This window comes from Serratia grimesii NBRC 13537 (genome assembly GCF_001590905.1).
GTDB classification, from domain to species: domain Bacteria; phylum Pseudomonadota; class Gammaproteobacteria; order Enterobacterales; family Enterobacteriaceae; genus Serratia; species Serratia grimesii.
Window position 1 is genome coordinate 95267 of the sequence record NZ_BCTT01000005.1, and the last position, 21093, is coordinate 116359.

Annotated in this window: 16 protein-coding genes; 9 read left to right on the forward strand and 7 right to left on the reverse strand. The window is 51.7% G+C overall.

Annotated features, from left to right (window positions below; genetic code table 11):
• Positions 1 to 223: 223 nt before the first annotated feature.
• Both brnQ and proY read left to right on the forward strand, forming a co-directional pair.
• On the forward strand, positions 224 to 1543 hold the full coding sequence (gene brnQ / locus SGR01S_RS05290; protein WP_037425978.1) for a branched-chain amino acid transport system II carrier protein: 1320 nt from the start codon (positions 224 to 226) through the stop codon (positions 1541 to 1543).
• A 71-nt stretch (positions 1544 to 1614) separates the two neighbouring features.
• The gene (gene proY / locus SGR01S_RS05295; RefSeq protein WP_061806774.1) at positions 1615 to 3021 is read left to right on the forward strand and encodes a proline-specific permease ProY; all 1407 of its coding nucleotides are present in this window, start codon (positions 1615 to 1617) and stop codon (positions 3019 to 3021) included.
• A gap of 33 nt (positions 3022 to 3054) precedes the next feature.
• On the opposite strand, the gene SGR01S_RS05300 is transcribed toward proY, so the two are convergent.
• Both SGR01S_RS05300 and SGR01S_RS05305 read right to left on the reverse strand, forming a co-directional pair.
• The gene (locus SGR01S_RS05300) at positions 3055 to 3318 is read right to left on the reverse strand and encodes a hypothetical protein (protein WP_061806775.1); all 264 of its coding nucleotides are present in this window, start codon (positions 3316 to 3318) and stop codon (positions 3055 to 3057) included.
• Between the two features lie 131 nt (positions 3319 to 3449).
• Positions 3450 to 4715: a mechanosensitive ion channel family protein gene (locus tag SGR01S_RS05305; RefSeq protein WP_061806776.1), complete on the reverse strand. Its 1266-nt coding sequence runs from the start codon at positions 4713 to 4715 to the stop codon at positions 3450 to 3452.
• A gap of 247 nt (positions 4716 to 4962) precedes the next feature.
• Here SGR01S_RS05305 and malZ point away from each other — a divergent pair, with 247 nt between their 5' ends.
• Positions 4963 to 6786: a maltodextrin glucosidase gene (malZ, locus tag SGR01S_RS05310; RefSeq protein WP_061806777.1), complete on the forward strand. Its 1824-nt coding sequence runs from the start codon at positions 4963 to 4965 to the stop codon at positions 6784 to 6786.
• Positions 6787 to 6851: 65 nt separating this feature from the next.
• Here malZ and ggt read toward each other — a convergent pair whose 3' ends face one another.
• The 3 genes from ggt to SGR01S_RS05325 all read right to left on the reverse strand — a co-directional run bounded on the left by ggt (position 6852) and on the right by SGR01S_RS05325 (position 10258).
• Positions 6852 to 8615, reverse strand: coding sequence for a gamma-glutamyltransferase (gene ggt, locus SGR01S_RS05315; RefSeq protein ID WP_061806778.1), 1764 nt, complete (start codon positions 8613 to 8615; stop codon positions 6852 to 6854).
• A 229-nt stretch (positions 8616 to 8844) separates the two neighbouring features.
• A complete protein-coding gene (locus tag SGR01S_RS05320; RefSeq protein ID WP_020825459.1) occupies positions 8845 to 9447 on the reverse strand; it encodes a peroxiredoxin C in 603 nt (200 codons plus the stop codon).
• A gap of 229 nt (positions 9448 to 9676) precedes the next feature.
• Positions 9677 to 10258, reverse strand: coding sequence for an ACP phosphodiesterase (locus tag SGR01S_RS05325; protein WP_061806779.1), 582 nt, complete (start codon positions 10256 to 10258; stop codon positions 9677 to 9679).
• 120 nt (positions 10259 to 10378) lie between these two features.
• Here SGR01S_RS05325 and queA point away from each other — a divergent pair, with 120 nt between their 5' ends.
• From queA to secF, 6 genes are all read left to right on the forward strand, one after another.
• The gene (queA, locus tag SGR01S_RS05330) at positions 10379 to 11458 is read left to right on the forward strand and encodes a tRNA preQ1(34) S-adenosylmethionine ribosyltransferase-isomerase QueA (RefSeq protein WP_061806780.1); all 1080 of its coding nucleotides are present in this window, start codon (positions 10379 to 10381) and stop codon (positions 11456 to 11458) included.
• A gap of 801 nt (positions 11459 to 12259) precedes the next feature.
• Positions 12260 to 14008 carry a putative phage tail protein gene (locus SGR01S_RS05335; protein ID WP_061806781.1) on the forward strand — a complete coding sequence of 583 codons (1749 nt, stop codon included), beginning with the start codon at positions 12260 to 12262 and terminating at the stop codon, positions 14006 to 14008.
• Positions 14009 to 14275: 267 nt separating this feature from the next.
• Entirely contained in the window at positions 14276 to 15400 is a 1125-nt protein-coding gene (gene tgt / locus SGR01S_RS05340; RefSeq protein WP_037424353.1) for a tRNA guanosine(34) transglycosylase Tgt, read from the forward strand.
• A gap of 33 nt (positions 15401 to 15433) precedes the next feature.
• Positions 15434 to 15766 carry a preprotein translocase subunit YajC gene (yajC, locus tag SGR01S_RS05345; RefSeq protein ID WP_012005503.1) on the forward strand — a complete coding sequence of 111 codons (333 nt, stop codon included), beginning with the start codon at positions 15434 to 15436 and terminating at the stop codon, positions 15764 to 15766.
• A 25-nt stretch (positions 15767 to 15791) separates the two neighbouring features.
• Positions 15792 to 17639, forward strand: coding sequence for a protein translocase subunit SecD (gene secD / locus SGR01S_RS05350; RefSeq protein WP_073963408.1), 1848 nt, complete (start codon positions 15792 to 15794; stop codon positions 17637 to 17639).
• A gap of 10 nt (positions 17640 to 17649) precedes the next feature.
• Positions 17650 to 18618 carry a protein translocase subunit SecF gene (secF, locus tag SGR01S_RS05355; protein ID WP_061806782.1) on the forward strand — a complete coding sequence of 323 codons (969 nt, stop codon included), beginning with the start codon at positions 17650 to 17652 and terminating at the stop codon, positions 18616 to 18618.
• An 81-nt stretch (positions 18619 to 18699) separates the two neighbouring features.
• Here secF and ttrR read toward each other — a convergent pair whose 3' ends face one another.
• Together ttrR and ttrS are read right to left on the reverse strand one after the other, a co-directional pair.
• Complete coding sequence (gene ttrR / locus SGR01S_RS05360; protein ID WP_061806783.1) at positions 18700 to 19299, reverse strand: tetrathionate respiration response regulator TtrR; 600 nt, start codon at positions 19297 to 19299, stop codon at positions 18700 to 18702.
• Positions 19274 to 21031, reverse strand: a complete 1758-nt coding sequence (gene ttrS / locus SGR01S_RS05365) for a tetrathionate respiration histidine kinase TtrS (RefSeq protein ID WP_061806784.1) — start codon at positions 21029 to 21031, stop codon at positions 19274 to 19276. The genes ttrR and ttrS overlap by 26 nt, the downstream gene beginning before the upstream one ends.
• Between the last annotated feature and the right edge of the window lie 62 nt (positions 21032 to 21093).

Below are 21093 nucleotides of genomic sequence, written 5' to 3' on the forward strand. Positions count from 1 at the left end.
TTTAACTTAGGCCTCGTTGTCGGACTAAACCTCCATTTATAACTCTTAAAACTCTGCCCATCATCATGAGTGGTCACTTTCGAATAAGGACAAAGCGCCGGACGTTATGCGTTTTCTGCTCTTATTGGTCTCGCGATGAAATGGCAAGCCGGCAACCGGGTGGGGCATAACGCCACCACGTATCGGGCACTTTTTTTCATTTGAACAGGCAACACGACATCGTATGAGTCATCGTTTAACGTCAAAAGATATTATCGCATTAGGTTTTATGACCTTTGCCTTATTCGTCGGCGCCGGGAATATCATTTTCCCGCCGATGGTCGGTTTACAGTCCGGTGAGCACGTCTGGACTGCAGCTATTGGCTTCCTGATTACTGCCGTCGGCCTACCTGTGATGACGGTGATCGCGCTGGCGCGTGTCGGTGGCGGCATTGATGCTCTGAGCACGCCAATTGGCCGTCGCGCGGGTCTGCTGTTGGCGACTGTCTGCTATCTGGCTGTGGGCCCACTGTTTGCCACGCCGCGCACCGCGACCGTCTCCTTCGAAGTGGGTATTGCACCACTGACCGGCGATGGTGCCATGCCGTTGTTTATTTATAGCCTGGTGTATTTCGCACTGGTGATCGGCATTTCCCTGTATCCGGGCCGTCTGCTCGATACCGTGGGACACGTGTTGGCACCACTGAAAATTGTTGCGCTGGGTGCGCTCGGCATTGCCGCGCTGGCCTGGCCTGCGGGTACGCCAATTCCGGCGACTGAGGTTTATCAGAACGTTCCGTTCTCTACCGGCTTCGTTAACGGCTATCTGACTATGGATACGCTGGGCGCGCTGGTGTTTGGTATCGTTATCGTTAATGCCGCGCGTTCCCGTGGTGTGAAAGATGCCGGTCTGCTGACGCGTTATACCATTCTTGCTGGTTTGATCGCCGGTGTGGGCCTGACGCTGGTTTACCTGAGCCTGTTCAAGCTGGGTTCTGGTAGCGGTGTACTGGTTCCTGATGCCACCAATGGCGCAGTGATTCTGCATGCCTATGTACAAAACACCTTCGGTGGATTGGGCAGCTTCTTCCTGGCAGCGTTGATTTTCATCGCCTGTATGGTAACAGCGGTGGGCCTGACCTGTGCTTGCGCCGAGTTCTTCGCCCAGTACCTGCCGTTCTCCTATAAGACGCTGGTGTTTATCCTGGGGCTGTTCTCAATGCTGGTTTCAAACCTGGGCCTGAGCCATCTGATTCAGATCTCTATCCCGGTGCTGACCGCGATTTATCCGCCGTGTATCGTGCTGGTGGTGCTGAGTTTCACCCTGCGTTGGTGGAACAGCGCACCGCGAATCATCGCGCCGGTGATGTTAGTCAGCCTGTTGTTTGGTATCCTTGACGCGGTGAAAGCGTCCACCTTCCAGCATTTCTTGCCGGATTGGACCAATCACCTGCCATTGGCTGATCAGGGACTGGCATGGTTGCCGCCGTCGCTGTTGATGCTGGTGCTGGTCGCAATTTATGACCGGGTTTGTACGCGCTCTGAAGTGACCGCGCACTCCTAATTCCCCGGCTAAATTTTGGGCCACGGACTTGTCCGTGGCTTTTTTACGTTTAAAAAACACGGGTTATCTTCATGCAACAACAGTCACCCGCCGCCCCTGCGGCCAATAAGCTGAAACGCGGCCTCAGTACGCGTCACATTCGCTTTATGGCACTGGGCTCGGCTATCGGCACCGGTTTGTTCTACGGTTCGGCGGACGCCATTAAAATGGCCGGCCCGAGCGTTTTGCTGGCCTACCTGATTGGCGGTATTGTCGCCTTTATCATCATGCGCGCGCTGGGCGAGATGTCGGTCAACAACCCGCAGGCCAGTTCGTTTTCACGCTATGCGCAGGATTATCTTGGCCCGATGGCTGGGTATATCACCGGCTGGACCTACTGTTTCGAAATCCTGATCGTTGCCATTGCCGATGTGACCGCTTTCGGTATCTATATGGGCATTTGGTTCCCTGAAGTACCGCATTGGATTTGGGTGCTGAGCGTGGTGCTGGTGATAGGCGCCATCAACTTGATGAGCGTGAAGGTCTTCGGTGAGCTGGAGTTCTGGTTCTCGTTCTTTAAAGTGGCCACCATCATTATCATGATTGCTGCGGGTATCGGCATCATCATCTGGGGGATTGGCAACGGCGGGCAACCGACCGGGATTCATAACCTGTGGTCCAACGGCGGTTTCTTCAGCAACGGCTTTATTGGCATGATCCTGTCGCTGCAACTGGTGATGTTTGCCTACGGCGGCATCGAAATTATTGGTATCACCGCCGGTGAAGCTAAAGACCCGAAAACCTCGATTCCCAAGGCCATCAACTCGGTGCCATGGCGTATTCTGGTGTTTTATGTCGGTACGCTGTTCGTCATCATGTCGATCTACCCGTGGAACCAGGTGGGGACTAACGGCAGCCCGTTCGTGCTGACCTTCCAGCATATGGGCATTACTGTGGCGGCGGGTATTCTTAACTTTGTGGTGATCACCGCATCGTTGTCTGCAATTAACAGCGATGTGTTTGGTGTTGGCCGCATGCTGCACGGTATGGCCGAACAAGGCCACGCGCCGAAGATGTTCAGCAAGGTCTCCAAACGCGGTATCCCGTGGGTCACGGTTGTGGTGATGATGTTCGCGTTGCTGCTGGCGGTATACCTGAACTACATCATGCCGGAAAATGTGTTCCTGGTGATTGCCTCACTGGCGACTTTCGCGACTGTGTGGGTGTGGATCATGATTTTGTTCTCGCAGATTGCTTTCCGCCGGAGCCTGAGCAAAGAGCAGGTGAAGAACCTGGCCTTCCCACTACGAGGCGGCGTGTTCACGTCAGTGGTGGCGATCATCTTCCTGGTGTTTATCATCGGTTTGATAGGTTACTTCCCAACCACACGCGTATCCCTGTATGCGGGTCTGGTATGGGTCGTGGTGCTGTTGGCAGGGTATTACTTCAAGGTTAATCGTCAGAAAAAATTGACGGAGCTGGCACAACAGCAGGATTGAAAATAAAAACACCGGCCTTGCGCCGGTGTTTTTTTATCGCTTATCTTCCGGTTCGTCGTCACCAGAGGCGCGGGCTTCAATACGCAGACTACTGTCGTTCAATCGTTCTTCTTGCTCTTCGCCTGCTGCGCGCGACAGTATCTCACGGATATCCTGCATATTCCGGCTCAGGGTACTCAGTGCCGGTTGTAAGGTGCGGCTCATACGACTTTCGTCCAGTGAGGCGCTGTGCAGGCAGCTAACAAACATCAGGGCGGCCAACAGAGTAAACAGCCGATGGCGTAATGATTTCAGCAATCCTCTTTTCCTTCAGTGCGCGTTAATCAATGTATTAACGCTGTTTTCATGCCGAAAGAAAAGTGTACTGAGACATCTGTTGCCCCTGGGTTGAGAGTCATTACCGGCAGAAACAGTTACGTCAGTCTGCGTCAGGAAATCTCTGCGGTCTGCCGCATTTGGCTGAGCATGCTACGCATGTCGTTGCCAGTTGGCGTTTGATGCACCCGCAGATCGAATTCGTTAATGACCGCCAGAATATGGTCAAAGATATCAGATTGAATACTTTCGTATTCCGCCCAGACCGTGGTATTGGTGAAGGCATAAATTTCCAACGGCAATCCCTCTGGCAGCGGAGCTAACTGGCGCACCATCAGCGTCATATTTTGGTGAATATGCGGGTGGGCGCGCAGATACGCCACCAGATAAGCACGCAATGTACCCAAATTGGTCAGGCGGCGGCCGTTGAGTGGAGAACTGAGATCTACGGCAATCTGCTGGTTATGCTGGCTTAACTCCTGCGTTTTATCGTTCAGATAACGATGCAGCAGCGGATTGCGGTTCAGCCGCTGTTGCTCTTCATCCGACAAAAAATGCACGCTGGTAGTATCGATATTGATGCTGCGCTTAATGCGGCGTCCACCGGATTCCGACATTGAACGCCAGTTCTTAAAGGAGTCGGAGATCAGTGCGTAGGTCGGGATGGTCGTCACGGTATTGTCCCAGTTACGTACTTTTACCGTGGTCAGACCGATGTCGGTGACTGCGCCGTCCGCACCGTATTTTGGCATCTCCAACCAGTCGCCGATGGTCAGCATGTCGTTGGCGGAAAGCTGGATACCGGCTACCAGCCCGAGGATCGGGTCTTTAAACACCAGCATCAGTACTGCGGTCATCGCCCCCAAGCCGCTGAGCAGCAGCAAGGGCGATTTGCCCATCAGCAGTGACACAATCATGATGCCAATCAGAATGGCGGCGACCAGCTTCAGCCCCTGAAAAATACCGCGCAATGGCAACTGGTTTGAAATCGGGCTTTGACGCAGCATTGCCAACAGCGTATCGAGCAAAGAAAACAGCGACAGCAGGGCGAAGCCCATGATCCACACCTGAGCAGCGGTGACAATAATCGCCTGTGTCTGGCTGCCTGCGTGGAGCCACAGTACCGCCTGCAAATTAATGATCACCCCTTGCAGTAGCAGAGCCACACGCTGGAATAGCTTGTATTGGGTAAGTGCTTGCTGCCATACCCGTTGCGATTGCTGACCGCGACGTTGGATCGCCGCCAATACGACGCGATGCAACACCAGGTGGATCACTACCGAGATGAGAACAATCAATCCCAGCACCATCAGCAGAGACATCACTCCACTGAATTCCAGCCCAAACTTCTCCAGCCACAGGGTTATCTGTTGTTGCATTACTGCTCCTTAAAAAATGCGCAAAAAATATCCAATACACTCAAAAGACGTTAGCCTAATGGCTGCGGGCCATAATGTGCGCCTGTTTACCCTTTTTTACATAGGGTTGCCGCTGACTGACGCTCTCCACCCCCCGGCTCCTCCCCGAGTTTGCAGGCCAGAGAGGAGGGGGACTTGCACTCAACGTGGCATTGTTCGTGGCATTGAATAACGTCGTCGATTTCGTTTTGTACAGCAGGAGAACAGTATGCTTAATGCCTGGCATCAACCGGTCCCGCCCTTCGTGGTGAAAAAGGGACAACGCCTGGATATCACGCTCTGGTTACAAGGGGATGATCTGCCCGAGCGCGTGTTCTTACGCGCCGAGCCGGATAATGAAGAATGGCTGTTGATCATGAAAACGCAGTGCGTTGAAGGTATGTCTCGCTATCAGGCCAGCCTGACGCTGAATGAAGGAGAGCCGACTCGCCGTTACTGCTTCAAACTGGTTTGGTGCGATCGGCAGCAATGGTTCGGGCCACAAGGGTGGTCGGTGACGCCGCCGGGACAATTGGCACAGTTTGCGGTCGATGTACCTGATAGCAGCCCGGTCTGGGTGGCTGACCAGATTTTTTATCAAATTTTTCCCGACCGTTTTGCCAGTAGCGGTGGCGGGCATGGTATTCAAAGCGGCAGCTATCGCCATCATGCTGCGGGTTGTGAAGTTGTACGCCATGACTGGCAACATCCGTTGGAAGACCGTCATGCCGCATCCACCTTCTATGGTGGTGATTTGGATGGTATCAGCCAAAAGCTGCCTTATTTGCAAGAGTTGGGCGTAACGGCGCTGTACCTGAACCCGATTTTCACCGCGCCCAGCGTGCACAAATACGATACCGAAGACTATTACCAGGTCGATCCCTATTTTGGTGGTAATGCTGCTTTGCAACGTTTGCGAGTGAGCACTCACAAGGTAGGGATGAAACTGGTGCTGGACGGGGTGTTTAACCATACCGGCGATTCGCATGCGTGGTTTGATCGCCACCAGCAAGGTGAGAACGGCGCTTGCCACCACCCAGAGTCGCCGTACCGTGGCTGGTTTAATTTCTACCCTGATGGCCGCGCGCTTGATTGGAAAGGCAATGCCAGCCTGCCAAAACTCAACTTTGCCGAACCGCAGGTCGCAGAGGCGATTTATCGCGGTGACGGCAGTGTGGTGCGCCACTGGTTACGCCCGCCGTACAGCATTGATGGTTGGCGACTGGATGTCGTGCATATGTTGGGGGAGAACGGTGGCGCAACCGGCAATTTGCAGCATTTGGCGGGGATTTATCAGGCGGTAAAACAGGAAAACCCGCAAGCTTACATACTGGGTGAGCATTTTGGTGATGCACGTCGTTGGCTGCATGCCGGTGTGGAAGATGCGGCAATGAACTATATGGGGTTCGCTCTTCCGGTACGGGGGTTCCTTGCTGGGCTGGACGTAGCGCATCATCCGGTTCAGATGGATGCCGCGGACTGCGTCCAGTGGATGGATGACTACCGGGCCGGGCTGCCACATGGCCGCCAACTGATTCAGTTCAACCAGCTTGATAGCCACGACACCGCGCGTTTTCTGACGCTGTTGCAAGGCAACCAAGCGCGGATGCGTATGGCAGCGGTGTGGCTGATGAGTTGGATCGGTGTGCCTTGTTTATATTATGGCGACGAGATTGGCCTTGATGGTGCTAACGACCCGTTCTGCCGTAAGCCGTTCCCGTGGGATGAAAGCCAGTGGGATCAGAGCCTGTTGGTCTTATTCCAGCGCATGGCGGCGTTGCGTAAACAGAGTCTGGCGCTGCGTCGTGGCGGCTGTCAGGTGTTGCATGCCACCGGTGAAACGCTGGCGTTTGTGCGCATCTATCAACAGGAACAGGTGCTGGTGGTGTTACAACGCGGAGGCAGAGGCGCAGTGACGTTGCCGCACAGTCCGCTGCTGGCCGCAGGTAAATGGCAACGGTTGGAAGGGAATGGCGAGTTGAATGACGAGCAGAGTGCTGTGTCCCTGCAACTGAACGAGGAGTCGGTAACCCTGTGGCGGCGAGTGGGCTAAGGGTGTGAAGGGGCCGATATACCGGCCCCTTAGTGGGTTAGTGGGCGTTCACACGCCCAGTTAGATCAATAACCTACTGCGGAACCGGCTGGGCGGCGGACGTCATTCGCGCCATACAGGTAACCTTCGCGTACCTTGCCAGAAACTGCGGAGTCGTTTCCGGAGTTAGCAGGCGTAACGCCGACCGCGCCAGGTAAGCCAACCAGGATCAGTTCGGCGGCGCCCCATGGCGTTTGTTCTACCATCTTGTAGCCCATACCACTGAGCAGTTTCAGCGTATCGGCAGAAACCCCACGCTGTTCGTAGTAAACCTCATCCGGCAGCCACTGATGGTGGATCCGCGGCGCATCTACGGCCTCTTGCGGCGCCATACCGTGGTCGATCACGTTCAGTGCGGTCTGCAAGGTAATCGTGATGATGCGCGATCCGCCTGGCGAACCTAGCACCATAAAGATTTTATTGTCTTTGGTCACCAATGTCGGGCTCATTGACGATAGTGGGCGCTTACCGGGGGCAATGCTGTTGGCAGTGCCTTGCACCAGCCCATAGAGGTTTTTCTCCCCGACCTTGACGGTAAAGTCGTCCATTTCATCGTTGAGGAAGAAGCCGGTGCCAGGGGCAATCACCACCGCACCAAAGCGACCGTTGACGGTATAGGTAGTAGAAACGGCGTTGCCATCATGATCGACAATCGAGTAGTGGGTTGTTTCCGGCTTTTCGTGGGGCTCCATACCGGGTTGGACATTCTCTGACGGTGTGGCTTTGTCAGCGACGATTTTCTTGCGGATCTCCTCGGCGTAGCTCTTGCTGACCAATCTGTCGATCGGGTTTTTGATGAACTCCGGGTCACCGAGATAGGTATTACGGTCCATATAGGCGTGGCGCATGGCTTCGGTCATGGTGTGGATGGCCGCCGCCGAGTTAAAGCCCATGCTTTTCAGGTCGTAGCCTTCGACCACGTTAAGGATTTCGCACAGTGTCACACCGCCTGAGCTGGGTGGCGGTGCCGAAACAAATTTATAGCCGCGATAACTACAGGTAATCGGCGGGGTTTCGGTGACGTTGTAGTTGGTGAAGTCGACCGCCGTCAGAATACCGCCGCCCTGTTTGGCTGCCGCTTCTACCGCTTGCGGGATTTTACCTTTATAAAAGGCATCCGGGCCGTCTTTGGCGATGGCTTCCAGGGTATTGGCCAGGTCGCTTTGCACCAGACGATCGCCCGGCTGCAGCGCCGTGCCGTCTGGGCGCAGGAAAATCTTGGCGGATTCTGGATCCTGCTTAAAGCGTGCGACAGTGGTATCGAGGATGTCGGTATCGGCACGGGTCAGTACAAAACCCTCTCGCGCCAGTTTGATTGCCGGTTCCATCACCTGTTCACGGCTCAGTTTGCCGTATTTCTTGCGTGCGGTTTCCATGCCAAGCACGGTGCCTGGGACACCCGCCGCCAAATAACCGTACAGACTGGCCCCTTTCTTCACGTTACCGTCAGCATCCAGGTACATGTTGGCGCTGGCCGCTGCCGGTGCGGTTTCGCGGAAGTTAATAAAGGTATCGGTGCCGTCGGCCAGGTGCACTGTCATAAAGCCGCCGCCGCCGATGTTGCCGCAACACGGGTTGACTACCGCTTGCGCATAGCCCACGGCTACGGCCGCATCAATCGCGTTGCCACCCAGTTTAAGGATATCGACACCGACCTGTGAGGCCAGATGTTGAGATGTCACCACCATGCCATTTTTGGCTTCGACAGCCGGATTGGATGCGGCATACAGGCTACTGCTGACGAGCAGCGCTGCCATGGTCAGCGGTTTGCTCCATTTTTGTAAAAACATAGTTATTCCTACCCTGTCAGTTTTCTTATTGTGTTTGGCTTGCCATTTTTGCAGTGCAAACTGCGGGCCAGCGTATTGATACTAGCTACAGTTAAGGGATTGCGCGGAAAACAGCCGGGGAAATGTGAGCGGAAACAAGGAAATGAAGCACGGAAAGGGGGCAGGCCGCCCTAATTTGGCGCAAAAAAAACCGGCCACAAGGGCCGGTTGATACACTCACAGGCTGAAATTACAGCTTGGAAGCGTTCTCGGACAGGTATTTAGCTACGCCGTCTGGAGATGCGCCCATACCTGCTTTGCCTTTTTCCCACTGAGCCGGGCACACTTCGCCGTGTTGCTCGTGGAATTGCAGTGCGTCAACGGTACGGATCATTTCGTCGATGTTACGGCCGATTGGCAGGTCGTTAACAACCTGAGCGCGAACCACACCGTCTTTGTCGATCAGGAAAGAACCACGCAGGGCAACGCCTGCTTCTGGGTGCTCGATGCCGTAAGCTTTCTGAATTTCACGCTTGATGTCAGCAACCATTGCGTATTTCACTTCCCCGATGCCGCCATTCTCGACTGGGGTTTTACGCCATGCGTTGTGTACAAATTCGGAGTCGAATGAAACGCCAACCACTTCAACGCCACGCTTCTGGAATTCTTCATAGCGGTGATCGAAAGCGATCAGCTCAGAAGGACATACGAAGGTGAAGTCCATCGGCCAGAAGAACAGGACAGCTGGTTTGCCGTTCAGGTGCTTCTTGAAGTTGAAGTTTTCAACGATTTCGCCGTTGCCAAGTACGGCAGCTGCGGTGAAGTCAGGGGCTTGACGAGTTACCAGGACCATAATTACTCCTGTAATAGGTGTTAAGGGGTTGATGTAAAAGCAAGGGCCAGTATAGGGGCCACGACTTGGTGAATAAAGGGTAAAAGACCAATCAATGAGATAGCTTTTACCTATCAAAGTCGGTGATTAAATTTAGCGAGCTTTAAAAATAACCTTTTCCCATAAAAGGGCAAGGCTTAAAAAGCAATTTATTGTAAAGCGTCGCATTTTCAACGGTTTTGCTTGGGCCTCACAGCTTTTTATCTTTGGCTTGTTGCATCATCTGCGGATAAAACTGCCAAAATTGTATTTCAAGCTGATGGTAGTTGCGCTCTACGTCGGCGAAGGATCCAGCCAGTGCCGCCAAACGTGGACGACGGCTAGCCATACCCGCCAGCACGTTGCCGATAAACGGCAGTTCCGCGTAACGCTCCAACCAGCGTTCCGGCCATAAATAACCATTTAAATTCTGGAAGCGCGGTGGTGTCATTGGCAAATGCGGGGCGATCTGGTTGCGGGCTTGCTGAGTAAAACCCTGTAGGCTGAGAGAAGGCTCCAGTTGCTGCCAGTGACGCGCCAGGAAGTGATCCCACACAACGTCGAGTGTGATGGGGGCTACGCGCCGATGCTCATCAGTGAAATAGTCGCGACAGGCTTTTACCTGAGGCAGGCTATCGGTTAGTACGTCGACACGGCGGTGCATCATAATACCGGCCACCACGTCGGGCTCGTACTCGCCTACAGGGTTGCCGCGCACGAAGTCGGCCAACAAATTGCCCAGTAATGAGCTTTCAGCCAGTGAGGCTAAATGAAGATGAGCGAGATAATTCATCCGGCAACTATACCTGAAGTCATGCAAATCCTCCTTATTTCTTGCCGCTGACCGCCCGCAGCTTTAGACTAGGCCGCCTGTTTTTTACCAACCAGTCCTATATTGAAGAAGTGAATAGCCATGCGCGTCGCCGATTTTTCGTTTGAACTTCCCGAGTCCCTGATTGCCCACTATCCCCAACCAGAGCGCAGCGGTTGCCGTTTGCTGCAGTTGGACGGGCCGAGTGGGGAGCTTAAGCATGGCGTCTTCACCGATCTGCTGGATAACCTGGAAGCCGGCGATCTGTTGGTGTTCAACAATACCCGAGTGATCCCTGCGCGTATGTTTGGCCGTAAGGTCAGCGGCGGCAAGATTGAAGTCCTGGTGGAACGGGTATTGGACGATCATCGGGTGTTGGCGCATGTGCGTGCTTCTAAAGCCCCTAAGCCGGGCACCGACCTGCTGCTGGGGGACGACGAAAGTATCGCGGCCACGATGGTTGCGCGCCACGATACCTTGTTCGAACTGCGCTTCAATGACGAGCGGGATGTATTCACTATCCTTAATGCTGCCGGTCATATGCCACTGCCGCCGTATATCGATCGCCCGGACGAAGATGCCGACCGTGAGCTTTACCAGACGGTTTACAGCGAAAAACCGGGCGCAGTAGCGGCCCCGACAGCCGGACTTCACTTTGACGAGCCGCTATTGGCTGCGCTGCGCGAGAAAGGCATTGAGATGGCGTTTGTCACCCTGCACGTGGGTGCGGGCACCTTCCAGCCAGTGCGGGTGGAAACCATTGAAGAACACGTCATGCATGCCGAATATGCAGAAGTGCCGCAGGAGGTGGTTGACGCCGTATTAGCCTGCAAAGCGCGCGGTAAGCGTGTGGTGGCAGTCGGCACTACCTCGGTGCGTTCGCTGGAAAGCGCCGCTAACGCCAGCAAAGAGGCGTTAATTGCCCCGTTCTTCGACGACACCAGCATCTTTATCTTCCCGGGTTACCACTATCAGGTGGTTGACGCGCTGGTGACCAATTTCCATCTGCCGGAATCGACGCTGATTATGTTGGTTTCCGCTTTTGCCGGTTATAAAAACACCATGCATGCCTATCAGCAGGCAGTGGCCGAGCAGTACCGTTTCTTCAGCTATGGCGATGCGATGTTCATCAGCCGTAATCCGCAGGCGGAACAAGAGTCCGTCGGCGCAGATCCCCAGTAGAGTTCAAGACGTAGGGGGAGGTAAACGAACGAGGCCCTAGGCGCTTACTTAAGTAAACGTCTAGGGTGAGAACACGAAGTCAATATATCCGCAGCTTGAAGTATGACTATTATAATTATATTGAGTGATTTCCGTAGGTGGAAATCACTGCTTTCTGCATTTTTACTCTATATTCCTCTGGTACTATAATGCTCTCTGATATTATATACTTGGATGTTTTTTATATTCCAACGGGTTGTGTGTGTGCGTTTTAATAACATCGTGGCGTTTGGTTTAAATTAATTTCACTATTTTTTATTGTTTGTTTATATTTTTTAAAATTATCAATGCAAATAATTTGTATTAATTTTGATGTCAGTGGTTATTTTGTGATTTTCAATTACATGATTTTTGTTGTGTGGTGAATGCCACAAGATAAATCAATTACTATATATATTCACTGGTATTATAATCTTATTGGTCACTATGATTATGAAACATTGTTAAATGCAGATGTTATAAAGTGTTGTTGTACCAACACCACTTAAAGGGATGTTTTTGAATATCGATAATGGATTGCATTAGCATGGGTGATGTTTTTATTTAGTTTAAAGATGACTTTTTTGATGGGAATAGAGTGATAACGGTTCGTATGTCACAGTGTCTAATCCGTTTATCAAAAAAATAATGACTATGTCATCTGCTGTAGAGGTGTCATTGTACAGTTACTGTTAGATAGCGCTTCATCGTTATTTAATGCTGAGATAAACGGGTTTTTACTTCATTAATCTATTTTTTAGATATAAATAAGGGTATTAATTTATGAGCAATAGCGAGGGTTTAAATTTAATCAGTCGATGCAAGGATATTGCAACACTTAGAACAATAAATCCAACGGAGAACTTACAGCTTATTGATGTTGCTGAATACACTATTGGAGGGAAAGTTGGGGGTGGTTATTTCGTTTATGATATTACAGACACCAATAGTATAGATGATGGTGGTAGCGTGATTGTGGCTACCGGAGGTGCTCGTTGGAAGAGACGTACTGAGCAACTATTACCAGTTCATTTCGGTGCTGTGCCAGGAAATAGTGTTGATGCAACCGAGGCTTTGCGCCGCTATATATCTGCGTCAGAAAACCGAACTGTAGATTTCCGAGGAAGTTATTGGACGATATCAGGGACGCTTGATTTGATGAAGGTTTCTGGGGTTATTGCTGATAATTCCTGCATATTCAAAGTAAATCCTAAGGAGTTTAACGGTGAGTGGGTAATAACAATTGGAGATCCAACATTAAAATATAATCAAGGCCGTGCTAATCGTGTTGTAATTATTGGTAGTTTAATCGTCGATTCTACAAGTCGCGATGTTCCATTAAATGGAGTGTATTTAAAGGGGCAGTGGTTTAATATAGGGCATATTCGTGTTAATAATTTTAATGGTATTGGTATAAAACAGGAGGCTGTATGGGATTCAACAATTGATAGAATGTCTATTGAACTATGTGGCAACTCAACTTCATTTGCATATTCTCAAGAGGGTGGAGGCGATACTCATAACACGACACATATAAAATCATTGCAAGTAGAACAGTCATATAATAAAGCAATTAAAATGACCGGTGCTAGAGATGTTATAAATAATGTCCATTGTGAAAGGACATATATTACAACGCTAGATGATGGTTCAAAAACTACGTCAGGGCTTACATACATAACATGCTATTTTGGTCTTGGTAATTCAATAATAAACCAAGGGATCATTGATGCATATGCAGGACTGAAGGCACCAGATGGAACCCCTTGTTTGACTGCAAGTACATCCATAGTCTTGGCAATGGATTTCTCTACAATGAATAATATTTCAGCGGCCGAGTCTGTTGTTTCTTGTGGCTTTGGACGCCAATCAGAATATAATGGTTTTACTGTCAAGGATATTTATATAGCAGAGCCGGCTGAAAAAATAACGTTACGTTCACCGAGAATTACTGGAACTGTTTATTTGGGTTCGGAAGTTATTGTAGAGAATGGGGTTATAAACAAGTTAACACCAAGAAATAATGCGTATAATATTATTGTAAGTGGTGGTTCGATAGTTACGCTAGATTACACACAAAACATTAGAGGGATGATAACATTTAATAATGTGACAATTTCAGAAGATATCTTGGATTTACGAGCTCCGGCAGGCTCTGGTTCTGGAACCTCTATCGGTGCACTGTACTCTCCAACTATATTTAATAATTGCAACCTAAATAAAGTGATTGGTTATTTCGGCTCAAGGGCTATTTTCAATGGTGGTCGTATTGCAACTGTTGCATTGGCATCTCAGTCTGCTTTTGAATTTTATAATGTTAAGGTTAATACTTTCGGCTACTCAGGTAACCGAGCATTTATAACTCGAGGTGTGCAAGCTGATACGGTGATAGCTTGGTCGGCACCAACTCACTATATTTGGCCTGTCGGTACGATAACTGAGCGTGTGGGGGGGGCTGCAAGTGGAGTAGGAATTATATATGTAAACCGTGGCAGTTTGGCTCAAGATTGGATGGCAATAGTATCAGTTTAATTAGTAGGTAAATGTGTACGTAGATATTTCTCTTTGCATCTAGAGAGAATGTAAATGTGTGAAGAATTTCTTCAAATTATCACGAAGTAGCATAATTAGTTGGTGATAGGTTGGACTAGAACTAGGCCAGAAAATTAACATAAATCCACAAAGACTGGCCGGTATACGTATATGGGTACTGGTTGGCTTGTGGTGCGGGTTTGATGGTTGGTAGAATGCGCCTCTTTTTGTATCACGCCAGACTGTTTCTCTGGCGCTGGAGGCTTTGTGAAGTACGAATTAGACACAACCGATGGCCGCGCTCGCCGTGGCCGCCTGATCTTTGACCGTGGCGTGGTGGAAACCCCAGCCTTTATGCCTGTCGGTACTTACGGCACGGTAAAAGGCATGACGCCGGAAGAAGTAAAAGAGACCGGTGCACAGATCTTGTTGGGCAACACCTTCCACCTGTGGCTGCGCCCTGGGCAGGAGATCATGAAGCTGCATGGCGATCTGCATGATTTCATGCAGTGGCATGGCCCGATCCTCACCGATTCTGGCGGCTTCCAGGTGTTCAGCCTGGGCGCGATGCGCAAAATCAAAGAGGAAGGCGTACATTTCCGTAACCCGATTAACGGCGATAAAGTCTTCCTCAGCCCTGAAAAATCGATGGAAATCCAGTATGACCTGGGTTCCGACATCGTGATGATCTTCGACGAATGTACGCCGTACCCGGCAGACTGGGACTACGCCAAGAGCTCGATGGAAATGTCTCTGCGCTGGGCAAAGCGCAGCCGTCAACGTTTTGATGAACTGAATAACAAGAACGCTTTATTCGGCATTATCCAGGGCGGTGTTTACGAAGATTTACGTGATGTATCAGTAAAAGGGCTGGTGGATATCGGTTTTGATGGTTACGCTGTGGGCGGCTTGGCAGTAGGCGAGCCAAAAGAGGATATGCACCGCATTCTTGAACATGTTTGCCCGCAAATTCCGGAAGATAAGCCACGTTACCTGATGGGCGTTGGCAAGCCGGAAGATCTGGTTGAAGGTGTGCGTCGCGGTATCGATATGTTCGACTGCGTGATGCCAACGCGTAATGCCCGTAACGGCCATCTGTTCGTGACTGACGGTGTGGTAAAAATCCGTAATGCCAAGCACAAGGATGATACTTCTCCGCTGGATAAAGACTGTGATTGCTACACATGTCGCAATTACAGCCGTGCCTACTTGCATCATCTCGATCGTTGCAACGAAATACTGGGTGCCCGATTGAACACCATTCATAACCTGCGTCACTACCAACGCCTGATGGCGGGTTTACGCGAGGCCATTGAACAGGGTAAATTAGAGCTGTTTGTTGCGGACTTCTACGGTCGGATCGGTAAACCGATTCCACCTTTAAACGCTTGAATTAATAATTGATAACTTAATGAGGGAATTTCAATGAGCTTTTTCATTTCTGACGCCGTCGCATCCGCAGGAGCTCCGTCTCAGGGAAGCCCGTACTCTCTGATCATTATGCTGGTGGTTTTTGGTCTGATTTTCTATTTCATGATCCTGCGTCCACAGCAGAAACGCGCTAAAGAGCACAAAAAACTGATGGATTCGATCGGTAAAGGTGATGAAGTGCTGACCACGGGTGGCCTGATTGGCCGCGTAACCAAAGTGGCTGACACCGGCATCATCGCCATTGCGCTGAACGACACCACGGAAGTGATGATCAAGCGTGACTTCGTGGCGGCCGTTCTGCCGAAAGGTACCATGAAGGCCCTGTAATTTTGTTTTCCCTAAGGGAATTGCCGTGCTAAACCGTTATCCTTTGTGGAAGTATCTGATGTTGATCGTGGTGATCATCGTCGGTCTGCTTTATGCGCTTCCCAACCTCTATGGTGAGGATCCGGCTGTACAAATCACTGGCGCGCGCGGTGTCGCCGCCAGTGAAACTACGCTGGACCAAGTCCGTACCGTATTAGAAAAAGACAAGATCGCGAGCAAGTCGATTGCGCTGGAAAATGGCGCAATCCTGGCTCGCTTTAGCAATCCTGATATTCAGCTGCGCGCCCGTGAAGCCTTGATGGCGGAGTTGGGTGACAAGTTTGTTGTTGCGCTGAACCTGGCTCCGGCTACGCCAGCCTGGTTGGCCATGCTGGGTGCAGAGCCGATGAAACTCGGTCTGGACCTGCGCGGTGGTGTGCACTTCCTGATGGAAGTGGACATGGACACTGCGCTGAGCAAGTTGCAGGAACAGACAATGGATACCCTGCGCAGCGAGCTGCGTGAAAAGGGCATTCCTTATGCGTCTATCCGCAAGCTGGACAACAATGGCGTGGAAGTGCGTTTCCGTGACGATGCTACCCGCGATCAGGCTATCAGCTACCTTAGCCCGCGTCAGCGCGATATGGTGTTCTCTGCCAACGGCACCAACACCCTGAAAGCCAGCTTGACGGATGCCCGTCTGAGCGAAGCTCGCGAATATGCGGTGCAACAAAACATCACTATCTTGCGTAACCGCGTTAACCAGCTCGGCGTTGCCGAACCGCTGGTACAACGTCAGGGCTCTGACCGTATTGTGGTCGAGCTGCCGGGTATTCAGGATACTGCGCGCGCCAAAGAGATTCTGGGCGCTACCGCGACGCTGGAGTTCCGTCTGGTTAACACCAATGCGGATGCCACAGCGGCAGCCAACGGCCGTGTGCCGGGTGACTCAGAAGTAAAAGACACGCGTGAAGGCCAGCCAGTTGTGCTGTACAAGCGTGTGATCCTGACCGGTGACCACATCACTGACTCGACTTCCAGCACTGACGAATACAACCAGCCGCAGGTTAATATCTCTCTGGATAGCGCCGGCGGTACGGCCATGTCTAACTTCACCAAGGACAATATCGGTAAACCGATGGCGACCCTGTTTGTGGAGTACAAGGACAGCGGCAAAAAAGACGCCAACGGCCGCGCAATTCTGGTGAAACAGGAAGAAGTGATCAACGTGGCTAACATTCAGTCGCGTCTGGGCAACAGCTTCCGTATTACCGGCATTGGCAACCCGAACGAAGCACGCCAGCTTTCGCTGCTGCTGCGCGCCGGTGCGCTGATTGCGCCTATCCAGATCGTGGAAGAGCGTACTATCGGTCCAACCCTGGGACAGCAGAACATCACCCAAGGTTTGGAAGCCTGCTTGTGGGGCCTGGTGGCATCCATCGTATTTATGGTGGTTTGGTACCGTAAGTTCGGCATGATCGCAACCACGGCGCTGGTCGCCAACTTAGTGCTGATTGTCGGTGTGATGTCCCTGTTACCAGGGGCGACGCTGACCATGCCGGGTATTGCCGGTATCGTGCTAACGCTAGCGGTAGCGGTCGATGCCAACGTACTGATTAACGAACGTATCAAGGAAGAGCTGAAGAACGGACGTTCCGTTCAACAGGCGATCCATGAAGGCTATAAAGGCGCGTTCTCCAGTATCGTTGACGCCAACATCACTACCCTGATTACCGCGATCATTCTGTACGCAGTGGGCACCGGTTCAATCAAGGGCTTTGCGATTACCACCGCAATCGGTGTGGCGACGTCCATGTTCACCGCAATTGTCGGTACCCGTGCCATCGTCAACCTGCTTTACGGCGGCAAACGCATTAACAAGCTGTCTATCTGAGGAGTGCGTTGTGGCACAGGATTATACTGTTGAACAACTCAACTACGGCCGTAAAGTCTATGACTTTATGCGCTGGGATTACGTGGCCTTCGGCATCTCGCTGGTGCTGCTGATCGCGTCAATCGCCATTATGTCGGTGCGTGGTTTTAACTGGGGTCTGGACTTCACTGGCGGTACCGTCATTGAAATCAGCCTGGAAAAACCTGCCAACCTCGATCTGATGCGCGATACGCTGGAAAAAGCCGGGTTCCAGGACCCGGTTATTCAGAACTTTGGCAGCAGCCGTGACGTGATGGTGCGTATGCCACCAGCGACCGGCACTGCAGGCCAAGAACTGGGTAACAAAGTGATCGGCGTGATTAACGACTCAGTCGATAAAAATGCCACCGTGAAGCGAATTGAGTTCGTTGGCCCAAGTGTGGGCACCGAATTGGCGCAAAACGGCGGTATGGCACTGCTGGTCGCATTGATCTGTATTTTGATTTACGTGGGTTTCCGCTTTGAATGGCGCTTGGCGCTGGGGGCGGTTATCGCGTTGGCGCACGACGTGATCATTACCATGGGTGTGTTGTCGTTGTTCCGTATCGAGATTGACCTAACCATTGTCGCTTCATTGATGTCGGTTATCGGTTACTCGTTGAACGATAGCATCGTGGTTTCTGACCGTATTCGTGAGAACTTCCGCAAGATCCGCCGCGGAACGCCTTACGAAATTATGAACGTGTCGCTGACCCAGACGCTAAGCCGTACGTTGATGACATCCGGTACGACCTTGATGGTTGTTCTGATGTTGTACATCTTCGGTGGTGCGATGCTGCATGGCTTCTCTCTGGCGATGCTGATTGGTGTGTCTATCGGTACCGTATCCTCTATCTACGTTGCGTCTGCGCTGGCGTTGAAACTGGGTATGAAACGCGAACACATGCTACAGCAGAAAGTGGAAAAAGAAGGCGCAGATCAGCCTTCGATTATGCCGTGATTTGCCCGTGAGTTGAAAATACAATGCCGGTCGGTTTATTCCGACCGGCATTTTTTTGCTTATAGATCGTGACTTTTTGGTCTACGAGCGTTCAATCGACGTCAGTTGGTTGAGTGAGTTCACCAGTTCTGCAAGACTGGTCGCCTGCATTTTTTCCATCACTTTAGCCCGATGAACTTCTACAGTACGAACCGCGATAAAGTGCCGATCGGCGATCAGTTTATTTGTCATCCCTGCAGCTACCGCACGGGCGATCTCGCGCTCGCGCGGCGTCAGTGCGCTGAAACGCTGTTGCAGTTGGTGGCGTTCAACTTGGCGTTGAGAATGCGCTAATCCGCGTTCGAGTGCTTCAATCAGCGGAGCGGCGGCAATCGGTTTTTGCAAAAAATCCAGTGCTCCCAATTTCATTTCCGCTACCGCCATAGAAATATCCCCGTGACCGGTGACAATCACTACCGCCAGCGTACTTTCCTGCCGACGCAGTTGCTGATGAACTTGCTGTCCGTCCAATCCAGGCATACGGATATCCAGCATGACTACGCCACATTGATAAAGATCGACCTTGTCGACAAAGCGTTGGCTGTCATGCCAGATTTGTACCCGATAATTCAGCCCTTCGAGTAAAAAGCGGCAGGCATCGGTAACGGCAAAATCGTCATCGACCAGGTGTATCAGCGCCATGGCGAGTTTCCTTTTGAATAACAGGGAAGTGCAGGGTAACGCGTAGCCCTTGCCGTTGAGCAGGGGCAGCATAATTTTCCAGTGTCAGATCGCCACCCTGGCTCTTTAGCAGTTTCTGGCAGATCACCAGCCCTAACCCGAGTCCCTCCTGTTTGGTACTGCGAAAGGGCACGAAGGGTAATGCCAGTTGTTCAGCGCTCAGGCCACCGCCATCATCCTCTATGAGTAACCGTTGTTGATGTTCGTCGGTTTCCTGCCGCAAGGTAATGTGTTGGGCACCGGCTTGCAGGCTATTACTCAATATATTGGTGAGCACTTGCTCCAATAACGTTGCCTGGCTGTACAACTGGCTTTGGGGCGGGATTGCAAGAGTTAAGCGACACTGTGGGTATTGTTGTTCGATCTGCATCAATTTTATAAGGTGTTCCACCAGTGGGCGTAGCAGGAGTGGCTGCGCGCTTTCATGTTGTGGGGTTTTACTTGCCCAGCGACGCAAATTGACAATGCTTTCCGCGCCACGTTGCGCCTGCTGGCCAATCTGTTCGAGTATCGGCAACAGTTCGTGCTGGCTATCGCTGCGCTCAAGACGAATACGGCATCCCTCCGCATAATGACGGATTGCGGCCAGAGGTTGGTTCAGCTCATGAGCAAAGCCTGAGGCCATCTCGCCCAGAGTGCTGAGTCTTTGCGCTTGAGCCAAGGCCGTTTCTCTGGCACGTAACGTCTGATGCATCTGTTCGATCTGACGTCCACGTCGGTGTACCAAATGCCCAATCCACAGATGGTTGGCTCCGAGCAACACCATCGCGCCGATAATGGCGCTGAGCAACAGCAAGTGCTGTTGTGCCCAAAGAGATATGTCCTGCCAGAGTGAACGTTGTGTTGGGTGAAGATTCAGGTCATGCAGCAGCTGATTGACCTGGCGGGAGGAGGCTGGGGCACCCCAAACAGGCAAACCGGGTATTTCCATTTGCAGTAACTGGCGGGCCAACTCATCGGCCAGTCGATCAGGCACATGGTTTAAGGCCGCAAATGACCAATTAGGGTAAAGCTCCGTGCTGGTCAGGCAGTGCTGGTCGCTGTGTTTTTCCAGCAGGGCGCGATAGTCACTGGCTTGTAGCAGTCCTTCCGTTTGCATTTTTTCCAGCAGACAAACCGGCACAATCACGGCGTCCAGTGCGCGATCGCGCAACTGATAAAGCAAGGCATCTGCCGGGTAACCGCTGAAGTGCAGTGTCAGATCTTTTTCTGGGCGCAGACCCGCGCCAAGGAGTTCTTTATACCCCAACAGGTAACCGCCAAATGCGTCAGCGGCGACTGCCCCAACTTTTTGACCGACGAGCTGGCTGGCGGTGGTGATAGGGCTATCGTGTCTCACCAATATGACACTGCCGACCACATTGTTTGATGCCTGTTGCGACTGTTGGGAAGAACGCAGTGAAACCAGCCAGCGCAATGGGTAGCGGTTATCCAACTGGACGTATTGTGCCGGGTTGGTGAGCAAAAAGTCGACGCGTTCACTGCGGACTGCGTCACCCATACCTGACAGGTTCACCGGCGACAATTGGAAGTGATCGTCGGGAAACTGACGATTGAGATGGTCGACCAAGGGTTGCCACTGGGCCAGTGCATGAGCATCGCCGCGCAGCGCGAGCACCGCGATAGTCCATTGTCCCGCCCAGGCAGTGTTTAACCAACTGCTCAACAACAGGAATAGCACTGCTCTTTTCACATCATCTCCGCTTTTATGATCCGTATCACCGGGTTGAATTGTCCTGGATCAAGCCGACGCCG

Bases quoted from the DNA above. Each gene is read 5' to 3' on its own strand.
- SGR01S_RS05305 (WP_061806776.1), bottom strand. From the start codon at position 4,715: ATGCAACAACAGATAACCCTGTGGCTGGAGAAGTTTGGGCTGGAATTC.
- ggt (WP_061806778.1), bottom strand. From the start codon at position 8,615: ATGTTTTTACAAAAATGGAGCAAACCGCTGACCATGGCAGCGCTGCTC.
- malZ (WP_061806777.1), top strand. From the start codon at position 4,963: ATGCTTAATGCCTGGCATCAACCGGTCCCGCCCTTCGTGGTGAAAAAG.
- proY (WP_061806774.1), top strand. From the start codon at position 1,615: ATGCAACAACAGTCACCCGCCGCCCCTGCGGCCAATAAGCTGAAACGC.
- ttrR (WP_061806783.1), bottom strand. From the start codon at position 19,299: ATGGCGCTGATACACCTGGTCGATGACGATTTTGCCGTTACCGATGCC.
- queA (WP_061806780.1), top strand. From the start codon at position 10,379: ATGCGCGTCGCCGATTTTTCGTTTGAACTTCCCGAGTCCCTGATTGCC.
- brnQ (WP_037425978.1), top strand. From the start codon at position 224: ATGAGTCATCGTTTAACGTCAAAAGATATTATCGCATTAGGTTTTATG.
- SGR01S_RS05320 (WP_020825459.1), bottom strand. From the start codon at position 9,447: ATGGTCCTGGTAACTCGTCAAGCCCCTGACTTCACCGCAGCTGCCGTA.
- yajC (WP_012005503.1), top strand. From the start codon at position 15,434: ATGAGCTTTTTCATTTCTGACGCCGTCGCATCCGCAGGAGCTCCGTCT.
- SGR01S_RS05335 (WP_061806781.1), top strand. From the start codon at position 12,260: ATGAGCAATAGCGAGGGTTTAAATTTAATCAGTCGATGCAAGGATATT.
- SGR01S_RS05325 (WP_061806779.1), bottom strand. From the start codon at position 10,258: ATGAATTATCTCGCTCATCTTCATTTAGCCTCACTGGCTGAAAGCTCA.